Raw genomic sequence first — 19,786 nt, 5'->3', positions numbered from 1 at the left:
CTCTATCGCGCGCCCGGGCGGCGCCTTGCCGGCATTGTTGCCTTGGCGGGTGGAAGAGGAATAGTGATAGTTTTTCGCTCGTGGGTAGAGTTAAATTACACCCATGCCGACACTACCTCTGCGCACGCCTCCCCTGGCCGCGCTGCGCGCATTCGAATCCGTCGCCCGCCTGGGAAGCCTCAGCCGCGCCGCGGCGGAACTGAACGTGACCAAGAGCGCCGTCAGCCATCAGCTGCGCGGCCTCGAGGCCGATCTGGGCGTGATCCTGCTGCGGCGGGGTGGCACCACCCGCCGCGCGGAACCCACCGAAGCCGGCGCCGACCTGCTGGCCTCCGTGCAACAGGCCTTGACCCTGCTGGCGACCGCCTGCCGCAATGTGCGCGTGTCTGCCCGCCCGCGCCAGGCCTATCGCCTGAATATATCGTCCAATCCATCGCTGGCCGCGCTATGGCTGGCCCCGCGCATCGGCCGCTTCGTCCAATCGCATCCGGAGATCGACGTGCAGGTGTATCTGCATACGAACCAGGACCCGGCCTGGCAGGAGCAGGACATCGATCTGGCCTTCCTGCATATGCGCGACGAAGGCCCGCACCGGCCGGCGCCGGGCGATATCCCGCTCATGCGGGAAACGGTGGTGCCGGTCTGCAGTCCCGGCCTGGTCGACGCCGCCGAGCGCGACGACCCGGCGGTCTTCGCGCGCCATCGCTGGCTGGAGGAAAAACACGTCGCCAGTCCGGAGACCAGTTGGCGCACCTGGCGCAAGCGCTTGCAACTGAGCGACGCGCAAGGGCAGGAACCGCTGATCCTTAGCGGACTGAGCACGGTGGTGTCGGCCGCCGTCGCAGGGGCGGGCATCGCGCTCGGAAGGTCGCCGCTGATCGACGAGGAGATCGCGCGCGGCGGCCTGGTGCCTCTGGTACCCGCGCTGCGCATGGCGGGATCATGGGGCTACGTGATGCGCATGCGGTCGGATCGGCCCGATGATGCCGCGCTGCCCACGCTGGTGGAATTCCTGCTGGACGAAGCGCGCGGTGACGCCAGGGCCTGCTAGCGTCGCGGCGCGTTATCGTTTTGGGCCGGCCGCGTCCGGCAGCGGCTCGAACGGCGTACGCGCACGCGGCTCCAGCGTGTCGACCACACGCTGCAGCAGCGCCAACAGCGTCTCCCGCTCCTGCGGGTCCAGCGGCGCCATCTGCTGGTCATACGTGGCATCCGCCATGGCGGCCGTGCGGGTCAGGGCCCTGCGGCCAGCGGCGGTCAGCGCAAGATGGCGGCGGCGCCGGTCAGCGGCGGCGGTCTGCCGGGCGATCCAGCCGCGCTCCTCCAGGGCCTGCACGATCTGCGATACCGTCACCTTGTTCATGCCTATCGAACGGGCGATGTCGTTCTGGTTGATACCCTTGGCGTTGTGGACGGCGAGCAGCACGGAGTACTGCGCCGGTGACAGCGCCAGCTTGACGAAGTTGTCCTCGAAAATAGCCTCGAAGATCTGGTGCGCACGGCGCAACAGAAAGCCGGGACGGCGGTACAGCTGGGGCAATTTTTCGATGGAAGCGGCAGGCATGCGGGTGATCGGACGAAAACGAAAGGCGGACCGGGCGTCACGCGGCGCGATGGCCGCTGAGCTCTTCGCCCGCGCGTACGGATAGCGCTCGATAGCGAGGGATCGCCGCGGCGACGAACAGCGCCAGTACCAGGAAGGCGACCGAGTAGTCGATGCCGACAGGCGTGCCACGGCCGCCAAGCTTAGCAGACCACTGCACCACCAGCGCCGACAACGCAATGCCCAGCATGATGGCCAATTGCCATGCCATCGTGTTCAGCGTGGTCGCGGAAGCCACCTTGGCGGGCGGCAGATCGGCATAGGCGACGGCCGTCACGGCGTTGAACTGCATCGCACGGAAAAAACCCGCCAGCGACACAAAGGCGGCGATCGCGGCCAGGCTCCAGGACGCGCCGGAAAACAATGCGCAGCCGCCCAACGCGCCCGCGCATAGCAGGCCGTTCCAAAGCAGCACCCGGCGGAATCCCCAACGGCGCAACATCATCGATGTCCTGGTCTTGGTGAAGAACGCGACGGTACCGCTGACAAGAAGGACGATACCGCTTTGCAGGGCGCTGTAGCCCAGGCCCAACTGCAGCATCAGCGGCAGCAGGAAAGGCAGCGCGCCATAGCCGACCCGACTCAGGGACCCGCCCCAGAAACCCGCGGCGAAGGTCGGCAGTCCCAGCAGCCGGAAGTCCATCATGGGGCTCGCCAGGCGGCGGAAGCGGCGGACATACAGCGTGGCGAACAGTGCGATCAGGCATAGCAGCGACACCCCTGCCAGGACGTCCATCCCGTGGCGTGCCCGTTCAAGCGTGACGACCACCAGCGCCAGCACGATGCCGGCGTACGACCATTCGCGCATGTCGAAGCGCAGGTCATTGCGCTGGCGCAACTGCGGCATCACGCGCAAGGCAGCCAGCCATCCCGCCAGGCCCACCGGGACATTGATCAGGAACACCCAATGCCATGAAAGCCAGGCGGAAAACAGTCCGCCCAAGGGCGGCCCCAGCATGGGACCTATCATGGCAGGGGTAGTCATCCATGCCAGCGCCTCCACCAACTGCGCCTTGCCGACGGTGTGGACGATAGCGGTGCGGCCCACCGGCACCATCATGGCCGCCGCCAACCCTTGCAGTGCCCGCGCGACGGCCAGGGCAGCCAGGCTTTGCGACGCCGCGCACAGCGCGGAGCTGGCCACGAATAACGCCACCGCCCAGGAAAACGTGGTCCGGGTACCGTAGCGCGAAGCCACCAGGCCACTCAAGGGAATGAACACCAGCGAACACAGCAGATACACCGTCATGGTCAGGTTCAGGCTGAGCGGGTCGATGCCGAAATCGCGGGCGATGTCGGGAATGACGGGACTGATGATGGTGGCGTCCAACTGCTCCATGAAAAAGGCGGCGCCCACCAGCATGGAAAGCGGACGGAAGTCGTGGTTGGCGGATGACGTGGACATGGGACGACGACAGGGATGGTGACCGACGCGATCATTGTCAGAGCCCCGCGCCACAAAGAAAACCCGGAATAGTAAATAAGCTAACAATTTAATCTGCGTTGGAATCCGGATTCGCCGGCGATAGCATTCCGTTCGTCATCCCGTTATTCAAGCAAGGCCGATATGAACGGTATTTTTGTCGACGAAGCCAAACTCGACCGCATCCAGCCGCGGATCCTGGATATGGCGCAATATCACGGCGCGCCCTCCACGCGGGACGGCGTCACGATCACGCCCTATTCCGCCACGGTGGGCGGCAAGGTAACCGGCCTGCGCATCGACGCCACGACCCAGGTGGACGAAACGCAGCGCAAGTTCCTGCGCGACGGTCTGCTGCGCCATGGCTTTCTGAGTTTCGAACCGGGCACGGTCGACGTGGCGAACTTCGAGCGGCTGATATCGCTGTTCGGCAAGGCCAAGTTGATGAACACGCCCTATACGCCCGAAACCGGCAAGGATGGCCAACTCAATGCCATCGATTCTTCCATCAAGAAGACCCGCATGAACTACATCTGGCATATGGACCAGGTGTTCCAGCACCACTCTCCCCCGTTCACGGCGCTGTTCGGGCAGTCGGTGCCCAAAGTAGGTGGCGATACGCTATTCGCCAACGCCACGGCGGCCTATGACCTGCTCGACCCCTTGCTGGCCCAGTACCTGGAAACACTGACCGCCATCCATGACGTCGAAACCCAGGGCTACCTGACGCTGGCGTACCACGACCAGGCGCAACGGGCCGCCGAAAGGGAGAAGCATCCTCCCATCGAGGTCCCCTTGATACGCGTCCACCCGGAGACCGGGCGCAAGCAGATCTTCGTCAACGAGCTCTACACCCTGCGCATCCTGGGCGTGACCCGGCGCACCAGCCAGGCCTTGCTCGACGTACTGTTCGATGCCTTGAGCGCCCCCGAAGTGCAGACACGCCACCGCTGGGAAGATGGTGTCGCGCTGATCTGGGACAACCGGACCGTGCAACACCGCGGGGTGCCGGACTTTGGCAAGCAACGCCGCGTCTTGCATCGTGCGCTGGTGGTATGACCACGCGGCATGCGGCAAACGGTGATCGACCGTCGACAAGCGACTCTACATAAGCACGAGAACTTAATGAAACGCAGGGAATTCCTACACGCCGCCGGCGCTTTCGCCGCCAGCATGAAGACAGCGCGCGCGTTGGCGGCTGGCGACGACGCCGTTCGCATCACCTTGCCGTCGCCGGGCAGCGCGGGATCGGCGTGGCAACCCTTGATCGACCGCTTTCATCTGAATACGGATCCGGCATTGAGGCTGAACTGGGTGACGGCCGATCCAGGCAAGATGCAGGTGCAGCTCAGCGCGGGATCGTTGGACGTCGGCGTGTTCGGCGCGGTCGGGCTGGCCACCTTGGCCAATCGCGGAAGCGACATCGTGCTCTTCGGTCCAGCCTTGAACAACCACGGGCGCTGGATCGTGCGCGGCGATAGCGGCCTGCGCGCACCGAAGGACCTGGTAGGCAAGACCATCGCTACGACGGCGGAAACCAGCGAGACGTATCAGCAGGCCCGCATCGCCGCGTCGCTGATAGGCGTAGACCTCAAGAAGGACGTCAAGGTCATCCATGGTTCGCCCACGGCCAACCTGGCGCTGTTCGAACGCGGCGACGTGGACGGCATCATCACGCTGGAGCCCACGGCGACGCGGCTGGTGGGACGAGGCGCACGCGAAATCGCCCGCGTTGCCGACATCTGGAAACAGGCGACCGGCCAGCACGACGATCCCTTCCTGGTCGGGCTGGCGGCCAGCCGCGCCTGGTTCGACGCCAACAAGGCCACCGCCGCTCAACTGGCCTTGCTGTTCCAACGAGTCAACGGGTCCATTGAGCAGGATCCGCAGCGCCTGCGCCTGATCCATCGCGAACTCGGCCTGAAAGCCGACGAGACACGCGCCATCGAACTGCTGCCCGAGCGCCTGGGCCCTGCCTATGCCACCCGTTGGGACGCCAGCGTTTTCGCCACCATCGACAAGCAGATACAGGTGGCCGTACAGCTGGGATTGCTGGACCGCGCGCCAGCGCGGAAAATCTACGCGCAGGCTTGAATGAACACCGACAACGCAATCCTGGACCGGCCCGCGGCTCGCAAGGCGCGGTCCGTTTCGGCCGTGGCGCGGCTGAAGGGCGTGCTGAGCAAGAGCACGCCACAAATTCTTTTCTTCGTTGTCCTGGTAGGCGGCTGGGAGGCGATGGCCCGCGTGCTGCATTCGCCGCTGGTGCCCGATTCCGCTGCGATCGCCGGCGAACTGCTCAGGATAGTCGCCAGCGGTTTCGCGTTCATCGAGATCGGCGTCACGTTCTGGCGCATGTCGCTCGGTTTCCTGCTGGCCTTGGCCATCGCCCTGCCCATCGGCATCGTCACGGCGCTGTCGCGCTTCGCGCAGCGCTTCTTCGAGCCGGGCATCATCCTGGGCCTTACGGTACCCGGACTCGTGTGGGCGCTGCTGTGCGTGATCTGGTTTGGCGTGTCGCTGTCCTCGCCTGTCGTCGCGGTGGCCTTGGGCGTGTTGCCCGCGCTGATCATTTCCGTACAGCACGGCATACGCTCGCTGGATCATGACCTGGTCGACATGGTCCATGTCTTCCGCATGCCGCGCGCCATGGTGCTGCGCAAGGTATGGCTGCCGCTGCTCTACAGCTTCATCATCTCCGGTTGCCGGGTAGGCTTCTCGATCGCCTGGAAGGTCATCGTGCTGGTGGAGATCTTCGGCATGTCCGACGGCGTCGGGTACCAGCTCAACGCCCAGTTCAGCACGCAGAATGTCGAAGGCGTGCTGGCGTGGACCATTGCATTCTGGGCCGCCATGCTGCTGGTCGAACACGGCATTTTCCAGGCCCTGGAAAGCCACGCCAACCGCTGGAAGAAACGTCCGCGGGAATGAGGGTTGCGGTCCGTCGGGCCTTGCCACCGATATGGAGCACCGACATGACCGATAACCGTCCCACCGAAGATCCCACCCGTACCACGCCGCCCGAACCGTCCACCCGAAGCCAGGTCGACATCGCCAACGATGTGCAGGCCGGCCTGCACAAGGGCAAGGACGCGGATCAGCAACGCCAGACCACCGTCGGTCAAAAGGCCACGCAGTTCGACGGCAATCCCAACCCCGAAAGCGACGACGAAGGCGGCGTGTTCAGCCCGCCCGACGATACGCCCGCCGTCCTGCCCAAGAAGGAAGGCGTCTGATCGACGCGACGCTGCCGGCCCGTAGATACGCGGCTGGCGGCGCACGGCACACCGCCGCGTGCCGACGTACTCAACTGGGGCATGGCCCTTGCGCGACTCGCGACGTTAAATCAAACCACGGTACGGGAGAATGCGATGAGAGCACTACGTTGGCACGGCAAGCACGATATCCGCTGCGATACCGTTCCTGATCCACAGATCGAACATCCGCGCGACGCCATCGTCAAGGTGTCATGTTGCGCCATCTGCGGTTCCGACCTGCACTTGTTCGACGGCTTCATGCCAGGCATGAAGCACGGCGACATCATGGGCCACGAGTTCATGGGCGAGGTCATGGAAGTCGGCGCCGAGAACAAGTCCTTGAAGCCGGGCGACCGCGTGGTCGTACCCTTCACCATCATTTGCGGCGAATGCGACCAGTGCAAGCGCGGAAACTTCTCCGTCTGCGAACGCAGCAACCGCAACAAGGAAACGGCGGACAAGCTGTTCGGCCACACCACGGCGGGGCTGTTCGGCTACACCCACCTGACTGGCGGCTATCCGGGCGGCCAGGCCGAATTCGTGCGCGTGCCGTTCGCCGACAAGACGCACATCAAGATCCCGGATGGGCTGAGCGATGAGCAGGTTCTTTTCCTGGGCGACATTTTTCCGACCGGGTGGCAGGCTGCCGCGCAGTGCGACATCGAACCTACCGACACGGTTGCGGTGTGGGGTGCGGGGCCGGTCGGGCAGATGGCGATCCGCAGCGCCGTGCTCCTGGGCGCCAAGCAGGTGATCGCCATCGACCACGTGCCCGAGCGCCTGGACATGGCGCGCGCCGGCGGCGCCATCGCGATCAATTTCGATGAGGAAAGTGTGCTCGACCGGTTGCAGGAACTGACGCAGGGCAAGGGACCGGAGAAATGCATCGACGCGGTCGGCATGGAATCCCATGCCACCCGTTCCATCGATTCGATGTACGACCGCGCCAAGCAGGCGGTGATGCTGGAGAGCGACCGTCCGCATGTGCTGCGGGAGATGATCTACGTTTGCCGGCCCGGGGGCGTGCTGTCCATCCCGGGCGTGTATGGCGGCCTGATCGACAAGATACCTTTCGGCGCGTCGATGAACAAAGGGCTGACCTGGCGCATGGGCCAGACGCACGTCAACCGCTGGACCGACGATCTGCTCAAGCGTATCGCCGAAGGCCAGATCGACCCGTCTTTCGTCATCACGCATCGCGTCAGCCTGGAGGAAGGCCCCGACATGTACAAGACGTTCCGCGACAAGAAAGACGGCTGCATCAAGGTTGTGCTGAAGCCATAGGCTCCCAGCCGCCGCCGAGCGCCTTGTACAGGGCCACCAGGTCGGTGGTGACGCGCACCGTGGCGTTGGCCAGTTCGATGCGGCTGTTGGAGAGCTGGCGCTCGGTGTCCAGCACCTCGATGAAGCTGTTGAGGCCATTCACGTAGCCATTGCGGGCCAGGTCGAAGGCGCGGCGGTTGGCGTCCACCACCGTCGACAGCGTGTCGCGCCGCGCCTGGTCGGTGCGGTAGCGCACCAGGGCATTGTCCACGTCATGCAACGCGGACAGGACCGTCTGCCTGTAGGCCAGCGTCGCCGCGGCCTGGTCGGCCTTGGCCATGGCGATCTGCGCGCGCAGGGCGCCGCCCTGGAATATCGGCAGGCTGATCTGCGGCCCCACGGAATAGAAATGGCTGGCCCAGCGCGTCAGGTAGCTGGCCTCCGTCGCCCGCAAGCCTATGCTGCCGGTCAAGGAAATGTCGGGGAACAATTGGGCGATGGACGCGCCGACCTGCGCCGTGGCCGCATGCAGGTCGGCCTCGGCCCGCCGGATATCCGGACGCCGGCGCGCCAGTTCCGCCGGCAGGCCGATCGGCACGCTGGGCGGAACAGGCGGCACCGCGCCGGGCGTCGATAATTCGGCGTCCAGGGTTCCGGGCGGCTGACCCATCAACAGCGCCAATCCATTGAGCGCAGTGGTCATCTGCTGCTCGTAGAACGGCAACTGCGATTGCGACGCGCCCAACTGCGCCTGCGCGCGCTCGACATCGGTCTGGCTGGCCAGCCCGGCCTGCTGGCGGCTGCGGGTCAGGTCCAGCACTTCCTGGTCTTCCTGGATCTGCTCCGTCGCGATGCGCGTCATCAACTGCGCGCCGCGCAATTGCGCATAAGTCTGGGCGACCTCCGCTTCCAGCGACACCAGCGCATCGTTGCGCGCTTCTATCGCCGATTCGGTCTGCGCGTCGGCGGCTTCCACGGTACGGCGGACGCGGCCAAACAGGTCCAGCTCCCAGCTGGCGTCGAAGCCCACCTGGTAGAGATTGACGGGATCCTCGATCTTGTCGATCAGCTGCTTGCCAGCCGCCCGGGCCGCCGCGCCCGCGCCTGGGGACACGCTGTCCAGCGGCGAGCCGGGCGCGCCCAGGCTGTCTATCTTCTGCGGCACGCCGCGCGACTCCAGCACGCCGCGCGCACCCAACTGCTGGTAGGTGTAGCTGCCGCTGGCATTCAATTGCGGCAAGGCGGCCGCGCCCGCGGCACGCGCCTGCGCCCGGGAGGCCGCGATGCGCTGCACGGCCTGCTGCAAGGACAGGTTGCCTGCGATCGCCCGATCGATCAGCGTATCCAGTTGGGGATCGTTGAAGCGTCGCCACCAGCGCGGGTCCGTATCGGCCTGGTCGGTGACCGCAGACGCCGGCCCCGCCCCCGGCGGCGCCGGCTGCGCGCGCGTGCGGTCCGCATAGGCGTCCGGCATGGCGGGATCGGGTTTCTGGAAATCAGGGCCGACCGTGCATGCGGCGCACAGCAAGGCGGCCGCGCCACAAGCGAGCAGTTTCACCGGCCGCCGCATCAGTGGCCTCCCGGCTTGCCCGACGCCTTGGTCGGCGAAAACAGGAACGTCAGTGGAATAAAACACCATGCAAAGATGCCGCATATGGCGAACACGTCTATGTAGGCCAGTATCGTGGCCTGGGAAACGAACATCTGGTACATCTGGCCGGCCGCCGCCTGGGTCACGTCGCCAGCGGCGCCCGCGTAATCGTGCAAGGCCTGCGCCACGCGATCCAGCGTGTCCTGGTAAGGCTGGTACAGCGGCGTCATGTCGTGGGACAGATGCGCCATGCGCACCTGCGTTCGTTCGCGTATGCCGGCGGTCGCCAGCGAAATCCCGATGGAGCCGGCGATGTTGCGGAACATCGTGAACAGCGCCGCCGCGTCGTCATTCATCTCCTGCGGCAGGCTGACGTAGGCCAGCGTGCTTGTCGGCACGAACAGGAAGGCCAGTGCAAAGGACTGTGCCATGCGCATGATCACGAGCGTGTTGAAATCGATGTCCGGCACCAGGTGATGGGAATAGAACAAGGCCGCGCCCAGCAGCAGGAAACCCACGGCGATCAGGTGGCGCGTCTGCACCAGCGGCATGGCCTTGCCCACGATGGGGATCATGAAGGTGATCAGCAATGCGCCCGGCGACAGCAGCAGGCCCGCCAGCGTGGCCGTGTAGCCCAGATGCTGCTGCGCCAGCTGCGGCAGCAGCACCGAACTGCCATACAGCACGCCGGCGAAGGCGGCGATGGTGATGCAGCCCAGGGTGAAGTTACGATCCTTCATCACCCGCAAGTCCACCACCGGCCGCCGCGCGGTCAAGAGCCACGCAATGGCGCCCGATATGCCCAGCGCCGCCAGCACCGCGAAGACGCGGATGAAGCTGGAGCCGAACCAGTCTTCGTCCTCGCCGCGATCCAGCATGACCTGCAGGCATCCCAGCCCCAATGCAATCAGGCCGATGCCGGGCAGGTCGATGTGCAATTTTGAGAGCGGCGTCGGCTTCTGCCAGGGCGGGTCCTCGACCACCTGCATCACCGCAAGCGCCGTCAGCACGCCGACGGGAACATTGATCAGGAATACCCAGCGCCAGGAAAAATTGTCGGTGATCCAACCGCCCAGCGTCGGACCCAGCACCGGCGCGACCACGATGGCCACCGCCGAGACGGAAAACGCGCGGCCGCGCTGCGAAGGCTCGAAGGTGTCGAGGATGATGGACTGCTGGCTGGGCTGCAGGCCGCCGCCGAAGAAGCCCTGCAACATGCGGAAGACGATCAGCTCAGCCAGGTTGGTGGCGATGCCGCACAGGAAGGAGCAGCAGGTAAAGGCGATGATGCAGATCAGGAAATAGCGCTTGCGTCCCAACGTGCGCGACAGGAAGCCGGAGATCGGCAGAACGACGCCGTTGGCCACCAGGTAGGAGGTCAAGGTCCATGTGGCTTCGTCATAGCTGGCGGACATCGTGCCCGCGATGTGGGGCAGCGATACGTTGACGATGGTGGTGTCCAGCACCTCCATAAAGGCAGCCAGCGTCACCGCCACGGCGATCAGCCACGGGTTGGCGCTGGGGCGCCATTGCCGCGCCGCCGCGTCCGAGCCGCTCATTTCACGTGCACCGTCGGCGTGACCGACAGTCCCAGCGGCAGGGGCAGGGAAGGATCCAGCCCGTCGTCGATGACGATCTTGACCGGCACGCGCTGGACGATCTTGACGAAGTTGCCCGTGGCATTTTCCGCCGGGAAAGCGGAAAAGCGCGATCCCGAACCCAGCTGCACGCTGTCGACGTGGCCATGCAGCTTCAGTTGCGGGTAGGCGTCGACCTCGATGTCGACCGGATCGCCGGGGCGCATGCGATCGAGCTGGGTTTCCTTGTAGTTGGCTGTCACCCATACCGCCTGGGGCACGAGCGAGAACAGCGACATGCCGGCCTGCACCAGCTTGCCGGACTGCACGTTGCGGCGCGTGACCCAGCCATCGACGGGCGCGCGCACCTCGGTGTACGACAGGTTGAGTTCGGCCTGTTCCAGCTGCGCGCGCGCGGCGCGCGACTGCGCTTGCCGGGACTCCACCAGCGCGCGCGCCTGCGCCACCTGCTCGCGCACCACGCTGGCGGCCTTGACCTCGGCCTGCGCGCGGGCCACGGCGGCCGTGGCACTACGCAGCTGCGCGGTGGCGGTATCGACGTTCTGCTGGCTGGTGGCGCGCGGGTCGACCTTGCGTTGCCGCTGGTAGCTGGCGCGCGCGTTCGCCAAATCGGCCTGGGCGGCCTGTTCCTGGGCCTGCGCCTGGGCCAGCTGGGCGGGATACTGGACTTCCGCCAGCGCCAGCTGGGTCTGCGCCTGGTGCAGTTGCGCGTCCGCCAGTTCCACCTGTGCCTGCGCCTGGTCACGCGCCGCGATGTAGTCGCGGGGGTCGATGCGCAGCAGGACATCGCCCTGCCGCACGCGGCTGTTGTCGCCGATGCGCAGGTCGACGACGTAGCCGCCTACCTTGGACGCCACGGTGACGGCGTCGCCTTCGGTATAGGCGTCGTCGGTGGAGATGTCGTTGCGGGTGAGGAACCACCAGATCGCGCCGACGATGGCCAGTACGATGACGACAACAACCAGGATGATCAGCGGCTTCTTGCTGCGACGCTTGGGCTCCTTGCCGTGGCCGTCTTCGTCGGCCCCCTGCTTGCCGCCATCCTTGTCGTCGCCGTGACTGCCGCGTCCGTTATTGCCGTCGTTGTCCTTTTCGTTGTCTTTGTGCTTGCCACGGCCTTCAGCGCCGGCAGCGGCCGGCTGGCGTTCATGGTCCTGCTGCGATGATTCTTCCATACATGGATGCGGTTCAAGTTGAGCACGCGGCGACAGCAAGGCTCGTGCCTTGCTCAAGCGCTAAACTCGCCCCCGGCGGTTCAGCTTTTTTTAAGCGCGCAAGCTGCTCCGGCCGCACCCATTTTTTCGCATTCAGCATCTTTTCCGATGATCGATCCCACCGGTCTCTTCAACCACTACCGTCCGCGGCTACAGGCAATCGCCTACCGCATGCTGGGCGCCGTCGCCGATGCCGAGGACGTCGTCCAGGACGCCTGGCTGCGTTGGAACGAAGCCGACCTTGCCGCCTTGGACAACCCGGAAGCCTGGCTCGTCACCGTCACCACGCGCCTGTCCATCGACCGCCTGCGTGTCCTGAAGGCGCAACGTGAACACTACGCCGGCGTATGGCTCCCGGAGCCCTTGTTGCAGGAATCGCCGCCCACCCCCGCCGAAATCCACGAAGCCGCCGACGACTTCTCAATCGCGTTCCTGTTCATGCTGGAGCGGTTGAGCCCCGAGGCACGCGCGGCCTTCCTGATGCGCGAGGTGATGGACGCGGATTACGACGAAGTCGCCCGCACGCTGGGCAAGACCGAAGCCGCCTGCCGCCAGCTGGTCCGGCGCGCCAAGCAGCAGCTGCAGGAAAAAACGCCGCGCCGCGCGGTGCCGCCCGATACCCACCGCCGCCTGATGCAGGGCTTCGCGCAAGCCATCCGCGCGGGCGACCTGCATGGCCTGTATGCCATGCTGGCCGAAGATGCCGAACTGATCGCGGATGGCGGCGGCAAGGTGCCGGCCTTCTCCAGCCTGCTGGGCGGCAAGCGCCTGGCGCACCTGTACTACGCGGGCAAGCGCCGCCACGGGGACGGGTTGCGCGTGGAAGTCGCACGGGTGAACGGCGAGTGGTCGTTGCTGCGGTTCATCGACGGCACACTGGAGTCCGTGCAGTCGTACGATACGGACGGCGCGCGCATCATCCGCGTGCTGGTACAGCGCAACCCCGACAAGCTGGCGGCGGTGGCGACCGCCTGGGCGCGGTCGGCGGCTCGCCCGCCCGGCTAGCGCGACCGGTCCGGCGACGTCACAAAACCGCTCCCTGCTCCGTCTAAGGGCATGGACAGACAGACAGCCCTTGCCTATGCGGGCCCGGACCCGCTCGCCTCCAGCTTCGCGACCAGCTATGCGGGCGTCGTGGCATTCATCGCGGTCGCCGCGGAAGGCAGCTTCGCCAAGGCGGCCGACCGCCTGGGCATAGGCCGTTCCGCCGTCAGCCGCAACGTGCAGAAGCTGGAAGACCAGTTGGGCGTGCGGCTGTTCATCCGCACCACGCGCAGTACGTCATTGACGCGCGAAGGCGAGCGCTTCTACCAGAACTGCCATCAGGGCGTGCAAGGCGTCGTGCAGGCCGTGGACGATATGCGCGAGTTGCGGGCGGGACCGCCGTCGGGGCATCTGCGGGTGTGCGCCACCGCAGGCTTCGGCCGCAAGGTCGTCGCGCCGCTGCTTGCCGGCTTCCGCGCGGAATATCCGGAGATTTCGATCGACCTGCTGCTGGACGACGGACCTGTGGATTTCACCCGCGATCGCGTGGACGTGTCCTTCCGGAATGGCCGCATGGAGGACAGCCAGGTCATTGCCAGGCAGTTGGTCCCGATGCCGATGCTGCTGTGCGCGTCGCCGGATTATGCCCGCGCGCATGGCTTGCCGACGACCCTGCGGGCGCTGGACGAGCATCGCTGCGTCAACTTCCGCCTGGCGTCGGGACGGATCTACGAATGGGAGTTCCTGGTGGACGGACAGCTGCACCGCTTCCTGCCGAGGCCGCCGCGGGCCATGATGGCCTTCGACGACGCGGACCTGGTGTTGCAGGCGGTGCTGGATGGCCAGGGCCTGGCGCAGATGGCCGGTTACCAGGTCGACGCCCATCTGCGCGCCGGGCGCCTGCTGGCATGCCTGCCGCAATATGCGCCCCGCGACCGCGGCCACTATATCTGCTACCCGAGCCGCCAGCATCTGCCGTCGCGGATCCGGGTGTTCGTGGACTACATGACGGCGCGCATCCGCGATGCGGTGCCGCGCGCCGTTCCGGCGGCCGCCGGGATGCCGGCGGCCCTGGCGGCTTAGTCCAGTTTCGCCTTGTCCAGCCCGAACGCCTTGTCCATCGATCCCGGCGTGGTGCGGAAACCCACGTTCAGGCGGTTCCAGCCATTGATCATCATGACGGCATAGCTGAGTTCGGTGATTTCCTTCTCCGAGAACTGCTCGCGTACGTGCTCGTAGATCGCGTCGGGCACGCCATCCTCGGGCAGCCGTGTCAAGGCCTCGGTCCAGGCCAGCGCCGCGCGTTCCCGCGGCGAAAACAGCCCGGATTCGCGCCAGACGGCGACGTGGTGCAGGCGCAGTTCACGCTCGCCCTGGATCGTCGCCTGCTTGACGTGCATATCCAGGCAGAAGCCGCAACCATTCATCTGCGAGGCGCGGATTTCGATCAGGTTGAACAGAGGCCTTTCCAGGTCGCCCGATTTCAACAACTTGCCGACTTCGGCGAATTTCTTGAATAGTTCGGGGCATTGTTCAGCGGCGTTCACGCGTTGCATCATGACGTTCCCATCGAGGTATTTGGCCGGACCATGCCTTGCATTTCGGTCCCATGTTGCCGGCGTTGCGACAACGTGGCCATCGTAGGCCGCCCGGCGTGCCGGCGCTAGACGCATGCCGTGAATCATGGCGTTTCCAGCCGCGCAACAATACCGCCGCACTGAGATCTACGCCGTATCCGCGGCGCGATGGGCGTGGCATGATAGGCGCCTCCCATCGCGAGCCCGCATATCGACCACCCCTATGTCGAACCTGATCGTAAACGGCGGCCTGCCGCTGCGCGGCAAGATCGTGCCGTCCGCCAACAAGAACGCCGTCCTGCCCATACTCTGTGCCACCCTGCTTACCGACCAGCCGCTGCGGCTGGTCGGCGTGCCCGAGATCACCGACGTCAAGAAGCTCCTGGATATCTTCCGCACCCTGGGCAGCGACGTCGCCATGGATTTCACCACCGGCATCCTGGACCTGCATCACCGCGCGACGAGCTTCGATCCGGCCGTGCATCGACTGCCGGAAGAAATGCGCTCGTCCATCATGCTGGTGCCGCCGCTGCTGGCCCGCTTCGGCGTCGCTCGCCTGGAGAACGACGTCAAGGGCTGCACCCTGGGCGTACGCGAAATCGATCCGCACGTGGAGGTGCTGGAACGCTTCGGCGCCAGCGTATCCCGCACCGCCGATTCGCTGATCGTCAGGACGGGTCTATCGGGTGGCGGCATGACGGCCAACCACCATTGGCTGGACTATGCGTCGGTTACCACCACGGAAAATTTCGTGCTGTGCGCGGTGTCCGCCCGCGGCACCTCGACCCTGGTCAATGCCGCTTCGGAACCGCACGTGCAGGAGTTCTGCCGCTTCCTGGCAATGCTGGGCGCCAGCATCGACGGGATAGGCACGTCGCGGCTGAGCGTGGAAGGCGGCCACAAACTGGCCGGCGGCGAATTCCGCTTCAGCGAGGACTTCCATGAAATCGCGACCTTCCTGGCCTTGGGCGCCATCACGGGCGGCGACATCGCCGTGCGCAACACCGCGCCGGAACAGTTCCCGCTGATCGATCGGACGTTCGCCAAATTCGGGGTGGAGGTCTCGCATCGCGACGGCTGGTCGCATGCGCTGCGCGATGGGCCCTTGCGTGTGCGCAAGCCCTTCACGCAGAACATCCTGACCAAGGTGGAAGCCGCGCCGTGGCCTTATCTGCCGGTCGACCTGCTGCCGATCTTCATCGCCCTGGGCGTGCAGGCCGAGGGCAGCGCGATGTTCTGGAACAAGGTCTATGACGGCGCCATGGGTTGGTCCGTCGAACTGTCGAAATTCGGGGCGCACGTCTTCCTTTCGGATCCGCACCGCCTGATCACCTTCGGCGGGCTGCGGCTCAGCCCCGCCAAGGTGGAAAGCCCCTACATCATCCGCGTGGCGATCGCCCTGTTGATGGTGGCAGCCAGCATCGAAGGACGATCGGAAATCACCAACGCGTTGCCGATCCGCCGCGCCCACCCCAACTTTGTCGAAAACCTGCGGTCGGTCGGCGCCAACGTCGACTGGACCAGCGGGGAATAAGACGCAAGGGGATGGGACGGGCGCGGATACCGATCAGCCTTGGAACGGCGTGTTGTCGGTGTCGCCGAACTTCACATGACCCAGGCCGCTGGGGTCACGCTGGCCATCGGTGGCCACGCTGGTACGCGGCGCGCTGGCCGCGGGCTGGGCCTTGAACGGCTGGTTGTCCATGTCTTCGTTGCCCATCTGCCCCGCGGCGCGCGCGGCCTGCAGTTCCTGGGCGACCTGGTCGCGCGTCACATTGCTGTACTGCTTGCCATAGACGCCCTGGAATGGCGTCGTTTGCGCCTGGGCGACGCCCACGGCGGCGGCCGACAGAACCAAAGCGGAAACAATCGTCTTGATCTTCATGGCTGTACTCCTCATCCTGTTTAGTTCGGGGGCGGGGCACCAAGATCGGCGCCTGGTTCGTGCCCTTCCGTATGGCCAGGATTCTGCGCGCGCGCGAGCGGCGGATAAATCGTCATGGCGAGAATCAATTTTTCAGAATCGAGGGTAATCCCTAGGCCAGCCCGCCGCTTGCCAGGGCCCGGATGACGCCGTTCGCATGGTGCGGCCACTGACGTTGTCAAAACATCACATGCATGTACCTACTTCGTGCCAAACCGGCGTGGGTGGGTTATGTTGCCGTGGATCAGGCGCGCCTGCCCGTGCGGGCCCGCCACGGACGCATTGAAGGGCCGCGATGGCGCTGCCGATATCGACGAATTTCGCCCTGCGCCAGCTGGGCCACAAAGACCTGGGATTGGTCGCGGCGCTTGCCGGCGTCTGCGTGGCCGTGGTGCTGGTCTTCGTCCAAGTGGGGTTCAGGAACGCGCTCACGGATAGCGTGCTGAACTTCGATCGCGCGCTCGATGCCGATATCGTGCTGTCCAGTTCGCAGTTCGAAACCATCGCGCATACCCCGCCATGGTTCGCGCGGGGCCTGGTCTACCAGGCGCGGGACGTCGCAGGCGTGCGCAGCGCGACCCCTGTGTACGTGCGCATGGCCCGATTGAGCATGACCCCGCACGGCGAACCGCTCTCGGCACGCGTCATCGGCGTGGACCCGGCGGACGCCGCGCTACACGCTCCCGGACTGGCGCAGCAGCAGAAGCGGCTGCGCCAGCCCGCCGCCGGGCTGATCGACGCGCTGTCGCGCGGCCCGTTCGCCGATCGCGTCGAGCAGGTGAACGACGGCGCAATACCTCGGGTCTATCTGCGCAATGCGAGAGGCCCCGGCAACGTCGTCGACGGCCAACGGCAGGGGCGTGCGCCAACAGGGAACGGCATCGCTGCGCCACTCTACATCGATCTGATCGGCACCTTCCAGCTGGGACCGGACTTCAACTTTCCAGGCAGCCTGATCGTCAGCGACCAGGATTTCTCCCGCCTGTTCGATCACCCCGCGGACCGCGTTACGCTGGGCCTGGTCAAGATCGTCCCCGGCGCGAACGCCGAACGCGTCCGCGACGAACTGGGGCGGCGCATGCGCGGCAGCGCACAGGTATGGCTGAAGGAAGACTTCATCGCGGCCGAGCGCAACCATTTCATCCATCGCACGCCGCTGGGCATCGTCACCAACTTCGGTATCCTGGTCGGGATCATGATCGGCGTGGTGTTCGTGCTGGAAGTGCTGCACGGAATCATCGAAAAGAACCTGGCCGAATACGCCGTCCTGCGCGCCGCCGGACGCGACCATGGCTTACTGCTGGCCTTGGTGATCCAGCTGGCACTCTTCGTCGCCGTCGCGACGTTCGCGGCGTCCCTTGCCGTCACGGCGCTGCTCTACAAGGTGCTGGAGCGCGCCACCCAGCTGACATTCTCCATGGACGCCAGCGTGGCCGCCTCCGTGTTGCTCGCGACCCTGACCATGAGCGCCCTTGCCGTCGTGCTCGCGATGCGCAAGCTCCTGCAAAGCGATCCTGTCGATTCGTTTGCTTGATATGCACGTATGAAAGTGGTGTATCCACGTTGAAAGCGGGCGTCGCCGCTTGCAGTGCGCAATTATGACTGCCTACGGCTTGGAAGCGCGATTGGCGCGCACGGCGATATCGGCGCATCGTCCCATGAGTTCTTCGAACGGCTCGGCATCATCCAGCAGCAGCCCATCCTCGACCATGCGTGCGTAGTCGTCCTGCAAAGCTTTGAACGCCATGCCGCCTGGCACGAGGTGCAAGCCGCCGTTTACAGCAGCGGCGTAATCGATGGAAGCGCGATCAGCGGCTTTTTCGGCGAAGAACATGCCTTTATGTCTGGCTACGGCATCCGCCAGCTCACGATCGGCGAAGGCCGCGTCGACTAGACCTACCTCATCCAGTCGCACGACATCATGCCAGTGCCGCGCGAATCGGTCGCCTCGGAGGCGCTCCTGCAAACAGAACACGTGGATCGCCGTGGCTTTTTCCCAAAAGGTACGTTCGGCGTGCATCACACGAGGGCGTGCAGTGGGGAATAGCAGGCCTTCCATCACATCGGATGCATCACAGGCCACCGTGCGTGGGCTCGCGGGCTCCCCAGTCGATCTCGCGCCGAATTCGAGCATGACACTTGGTGGTACATAGCCGGAACCTCCGGCCACGGGCTCGTAGTCTATGTACAGCTTTTCGCCCTCCGGGCGGACCGTAGCGGGGAGGGCATCGGCCTGCAGCGCGTCTGCAATGATCGGCTTCGCTGCCCCGGCCACCCACTCCGGAAGGCGTTTGCGCACTTCCGAAGACCACCGCCTCTCTTCGCTGCGGGTTCTTGGCAGAGCTTCACCCTTGCTGTCCGCCATTTCCGGCATGATGGATCGAATGTCGTAGGTCAGGTCCACGTCTTCCGAGAATCGACGAATGACCCCATAGGCTTTCGACAGCGACGTGCCGCCCTTGAATACCAGATGTTCGCCGAGTGCCGACCCATAAAGCGTCGACAGTGCCCAGACTACCCAGATGTCCTTTTCCAGGAGGTGTGCGGGCCGTCCCGACCTGTCGGCCGCAACGCCCAGCACATCTTGACGGTCGCCGGCTGAAAGCTGGAGGAAGACGTCAGCCATACGCCACCTTTCCTACGCTGCGTGCAAGCCAAGTGGGCAACTGAGGCACTGCGGCGACCAATTCATTGAAACTACCTGGCGCGAGCCTGCGCTTCAACATTTTCAGGGCTGACTCCGCCCTTTCGGGCCCTAGCCAAGCCAGCGCCCGCACGGCCTCGCCAGCAGGTTTGTCGGCGAGCGCGAGTTGCCATCGCGGAGCGTGGCGCAGTTCGATGACCTGTTTGCCGAAACTCATCTTCCGACTGCGACCAGACGTCAGATAAACGGTGCGAACCGGCACCTGTGTCGTCAGCCCAAGCGAATTGGCCGCCGCCGCCCCGCTCGGCACGATCACTTCACCACGCTGAGTGGCGAGGGCGTCGACTGCCTGCTCGACGGAAGGGGTCCTGACGCCAAAACGGGTAGGCACTGGCCGGAGATAAACGCCCCGCCCGGCACGGATCAACCGCCCGCGCGCGGTCAAACGTGACAAGGCTTGATCCAAAGCAGCACGATTGCCCAGGTGCAGCAGGCTTTTAGCCGAAATGGGGCTGCCTTCCGGCAAGGTTTCCGTATGAGTCAGGATTTGTTCGCTCAACCGTTGCATGACCGTTCTCCTGTCAGAAATTTACCAGTTTTTCTGACACTTCGGCAAGGCCGCGATGCAACCCCAACATATGAATCAGACCAAACCGCACCCGCGAAATGGGTTCTCCAGCGGCACGAGCATTGCGTCGCGGGTCAGCA

General features: G+C 65.2%; 19 protein-coding genes. 10 read left to right on the top strand and 9 right to left on the bottom strand.

The features are described 5' to 3' along the window. Nucleotides 1-103: 103 nt before the first annotated feature. Nucleotides 104-1,051, top strand: coding sequence for a LysR substrate-binding domain-containing protein (locus CAL12_RS04300; RefSeq protein ID WP_086063355.1), 948 nt, complete (start codon nucleotides 104-106; stop codon nucleotides 1,049-1,051). Between the two features lie 12 nt (nucleotides 1,052-1,063). Here the strand turns inward: CAL12_RS04300 and CAL12_RS04295 are convergent, their stop codons facing one another. Both CAL12_RS04295 and CAL12_RS04290 read right to left on the bottom strand, forming a co-directional pair. Next, on the bottom strand, nucleotides 1,064-1,564 hold the full coding sequence (locus CAL12_RS04295) for a MarR family winged helix-turn-helix transcriptional regulator (RefSeq protein ID WP_086063354.1): 501 nt from the start codon (nucleotides 1,562-1,564) through the stop codon (nucleotides 1,064-1,066). 37 nt (nucleotides 1,565-1,601) lie between these two features. Continuing rightward, a complete protein-coding gene (locus CAL12_RS04290) occupies nucleotides 1,602-3,008 on the bottom strand; it encodes an MFS transporter (RefSeq protein WP_086063353.1) in 1,407 nt (468 codons plus the stop codon). A 162-nt stretch (nucleotides 3,009-3,170) separates the two neighbouring features. Between CAL12_RS04290 and CAL12_RS04285 the strand changes: the two genes are divergently transcribed. The 5 genes from CAL12_RS04285 to CAL12_RS04265 all read left to right on the top strand — a co-directional run bounded on the left by CAL12_RS04285 (nucleotide 3,171) and on the right by CAL12_RS04265 (nucleotide 7,567). Next, nucleotides 3,171-4,085, top strand: coding sequence for a TauD/TfdA dioxygenase family protein (locus tag CAL12_RS04285; RefSeq protein WP_086063352.1), 915 nt, complete (start codon nucleotides 3,171-3,173; stop codon nucleotides 4,083-4,085). A gap of 66 nt (nucleotides 4,086-4,151) precedes the next feature. Beyond that, on the top strand, nucleotides 4,152-5,120 hold the full coding sequence (locus tag CAL12_RS04280; RefSeq protein ID WP_157792884.1) for an ABC transporter substrate-binding protein: 969 nt from the start codon (nucleotides 4,152-4,154) through the stop codon (nucleotides 5,118-5,120). Continuing rightward, the gene (locus CAL12_RS04275; RefSeq protein WP_086063350.1) at nucleotides 5,121-5,957 is read left to right on the top strand and encodes an ABC transporter permease; all 837 of its coding nucleotides are present in this window, start codon (nucleotides 5,121-5,123) and stop codon (nucleotides 5,955-5,957) included. It begins immediately after the preceding gene. Nucleotides 5,958-6,001: 44 nt separating this feature from the next. After that, a complete protein-coding gene (locus CAL12_RS04270) occupies nucleotides 6,002-6,262 on the top strand; it encodes a hypothetical protein (protein ID WP_086063349.1) in 261 nt (86 codons plus the stop codon). Nucleotides 6,263-6,397: 135 nt separating this feature from the next. Beyond that, nucleotides 6,398-7,567 carry a zinc-dependent alcohol dehydrogenase gene (locus CAL12_RS04265; protein WP_086063348.1) on the top strand — a complete coding sequence of 390 codons (1,170 nt, stop codon included), beginning with the start codon at nucleotides 6,398-6,400 and terminating at the stop codon, nucleotides 7,565-7,567. Here CAL12_RS04265 and CAL12_RS04260 read toward each other — a convergent pair. From CAL12_RS04260 to CAL12_RS04250, 3 genes are read right to left on the bottom strand one after another with little or no spacing between them, the layout of a single operon-like run. Beyond that, nucleotides 7,545-9,104, bottom strand: coding sequence for an efflux transporter outer membrane subunit (locus tag CAL12_RS04260; protein ID WP_232464701.1), 1,560 nt, complete (start codon nucleotides 9,102-9,104; stop codon nucleotides 7,545-7,547). The genes CAL12_RS04265 and CAL12_RS04260 overlap by 23 nt on opposite strands. 11 nt (nucleotides 9,105-9,115) lie before the next feature. After that, the gene (locus tag CAL12_RS04255; RefSeq protein ID WP_086063346.1) at nucleotides 9,116-10,696 is read right to left on the bottom strand and encodes a DHA2 family efflux MFS transporter permease subunit; all 1,581 of its coding nucleotides are present in this window, start codon (nucleotides 10,694-10,696) and stop codon (nucleotides 9,116-9,118) included. Beyond that, nucleotides 10,693-11,910, bottom strand: a complete 1,218-nt coding sequence (locus CAL12_RS04250) for an HlyD family secretion protein (protein WP_086063345.1) — start codon at nucleotides 11,908-11,910, stop codon at nucleotides 10,693-10,695. The genes CAL12_RS04255 and CAL12_RS04250 overlap by 4 nt, the downstream gene beginning before the upstream one ends. A 147-nt stretch (nucleotides 11,911-12,057) precedes the next feature. Between CAL12_RS04250 and CAL12_RS04245 the strand changes: the two genes are divergently transcribed. Both CAL12_RS04245 and CAL12_RS04240 read left to right on the top strand, forming a co-directional pair. After that, nucleotides 12,058-12,954, top strand: coding sequence for an RNA polymerase sigma-70 factor (locus CAL12_RS04245; protein WP_086063344.1), 897 nt, complete (start codon nucleotides 12,058-12,060; stop codon nucleotides 12,952-12,954). 51 nt (nucleotides 12,955-13,005) lie between these two features. Next, nucleotides 13,006-14,016 (top strand): LysR family transcriptional regulator, encoded by a 1,011-nt coding sequence (locus CAL12_RS04240; protein ID WP_086063343.1) that lies wholly within the window; start codon nucleotides 13,006-13,008, stop codon nucleotides 14,014-14,016. On the opposite strand, the gene CAL12_RS04235 is transcribed toward CAL12_RS04240, so the two are convergent. After that, the gene (locus CAL12_RS04235) at nucleotides 14,013-14,492 is read right to left on the bottom strand and encodes a carboxymuconolactone decarboxylase family protein (RefSeq protein WP_086063342.1); all 480 of its coding nucleotides are present in this window, start codon (nucleotides 14,490-14,492) and stop codon (nucleotides 14,013-14,015) included. The two genes, CAL12_RS04240 and CAL12_RS04235, sit on opposite strands and share 4 nt — an antisense overlap. A 241-nt stretch (nucleotides 14,493-14,733) precedes the next feature. Between CAL12_RS04235 and CAL12_RS04230 the strand changes: the two genes are divergently transcribed. Then, nucleotides 14,734-16,044, top strand: coding sequence for a UDP-N-acetylglucosamine 1-carboxyvinyltransferase (locus tag CAL12_RS04230; RefSeq protein WP_086063341.1), 1,311 nt, complete (start codon nucleotides 14,734-14,736; stop codon nucleotides 16,042-16,044). A gap of 33 nt (nucleotides 16,045-16,077) precedes the next feature. Here the strand turns inward: CAL12_RS04230 and CAL12_RS04225 are convergent, their stop codons facing one another. Beyond that, complete coding sequence (locus CAL12_RS04225; protein WP_157792883.1) at nucleotides 16,078-16,395, bottom strand: DUF4148 domain-containing protein; 318 nt, start codon at nucleotides 16,393-16,395, stop codon at nucleotides 16,078-16,080. Nucleotides 16,396-16,729: 334 nt separating this feature from the next. Between CAL12_RS04225 and CAL12_RS04220 the strand changes: the two genes are divergently transcribed. Further along, on the top strand, nucleotides 16,730-17,968 hold the full coding sequence (locus tag CAL12_RS04220; RefSeq protein ID WP_086063339.1) for an FtsX-like permease family protein: 1,239 nt from the start codon (nucleotides 16,730-16,732) through the stop codon (nucleotides 17,966-17,968). A 72-nt stretch (nucleotides 17,969-18,040) separates the two neighbouring features. Here CAL12_RS04220 and CAL12_RS04215 read toward each other — a convergent pair whose 3' ends face one another. Further along, nucleotides 18,041-19,060, bottom strand: a complete 1,020-nt coding sequence (locus CAL12_RS04215; protein ID WP_086063338.1) for a nucleotidyl transferase AbiEii/AbiGii toxin family protein — start codon at nucleotides 19,058-19,060, stop codon at nucleotides 18,041-18,043. Beyond that, nucleotides 19,053-19,646: a DUF6088 family protein gene (locus tag CAL12_RS04210; protein WP_086063337.1), complete on the bottom strand. Its 594-nt coding sequence runs from the start codon at nucleotides 19,644-19,646 to the stop codon at nucleotides 19,053-19,055. Before CAL12_RS04210 ends, CAL12_RS04215 begins: the two co-directional genes overlap by 8 nt. Nucleotides 19,647-19,786 lie beyond the last annotated feature (140 nt).

It is taken from the genome of Bordetella genomosp. 8 (genome assembly GCF_002119685.1).
Lineage (GTDB): Bacteria > Pseudomonadota > Gammaproteobacteria > Burkholderiales > Burkholderiaceae_B > Bordetella_C.
The sequence above is the reverse complement of the archived record's forward strand: the minus strand, read 5'-3'. Positions and strand labels throughout refer to the sequence as shown.

Coding starts and splice junctions, on each gene's coding strand:
- CAL12_RS04300 (WP_086063355.1), top strand. CDS start 104: ATGCCGACACTACCTCTGCGCACGCCTCCCCTGGCCGCGCTGCGCGCA.
- CAL12_RS04295 (WP_086063354.1), bottom strand. CDS start 1,564: ATGCCTGCCGCTTCCATCGAAAAATTGCCCCAGCTGTACCGCCGTCCC.
- CAL12_RS04290 (WP_086063353.1), bottom strand. CDS start 3,008: ATGTCCACGTCATCCGCCAACCACGACTTCCGTCCGCTTTCCATGCTG.
- CAL12_RS04285 (WP_086063352.1), top strand. CDS start 3,171: ATGAACGGTATTTTTGTCGACGAAGCCAAACTCGACCGCATCCAGCCG.
- CAL12_RS04280 (WP_157792884.1), top strand. CDS start 4,152: ATGAAACGCAGGGAATTCCTACACGCCGCCGGCGCTTTCGCCGCCAGC.
- CAL12_RS04275 (WP_086063350.1), top strand. CDS start 5,121: ATGAACACCGACAACGCAATCCTGGACCGGCCCGCGGCTCGCAAGGCG.
- CAL12_RS04270 (WP_086063349.1), top strand. CDS start 6,002: ATGACCGATAACCGTCCCACCGAAGATCCCACCCGTACCACGCCGCCC.
- CAL12_RS04265 (WP_086063348.1), top strand. CDS start 6,398: ATGAGAGCACTACGTTGGCACGGCAAGCACGATATCCGCTGCGATACC.
- CAL12_RS04255 (WP_086063346.1), bottom strand. CDS start 10,696: ATGAGCGGCTCGGACGCGGCGGCGCGGCAATGGCGCCCCAGCGCCAAC.
- CAL12_RS04250 (WP_086063345.1), bottom strand. CDS start 11,910: ATGGAAGAATCATCGCAGCAGGACCATGAACGCCAGCCGGCCGCTGCC.
- CAL12_RS04245 (WP_086063344.1), top strand. CDS start 12,058: ATGATCGATCCCACCGGTCTCTTCAACCACTACCGTCCGCGGCTACAG.
- CAL12_RS04240 (WP_086063343.1), top strand. CDS start 13,006: ATGGACAGACAGACAGCCCTTGCCTATGCGGGCCCGGACCCGCTCGCC.
- CAL12_RS04235 (WP_086063342.1), bottom strand. CDS start 14,492: ATGATGCAACGCGTGAACGCCGCTGAACAATGCCCCGAACTATTCAAG.
- CAL12_RS04230 (WP_086063341.1), top strand. CDS start 14,734: ATGTCGAACCTGATCGTAAACGGCGGCCTGCCGCTGCGCGGCAAGATC.
- CAL12_RS04225 (WP_157792883.1), bottom strand. CDS start 16,395: ATGAAGATCAAGACGATTGTTTCCGCTTTGGTTCTGTCGGCCGCCGCC.
- CAL12_RS04220 (WP_086063339.1), top strand. CDS start 16,730: ATGGCGCTGCCGATATCGACGAATTTCGCCCTGCGCCAGCTGGGCCAC.
- CAL12_RS04215 (WP_086063338.1), bottom strand. CDS start 19,060: ATGGCTGACGTCTTCCTCCAGCTTTCAGCCGGCGACCGTCAAGATGTG.
- CAL12_RS04210 (WP_086063337.1), bottom strand. CDS start 19,646: ATGCAACGGTTGAGCGAACAAATCCTGACTCATACGGAAACCTTGCCG.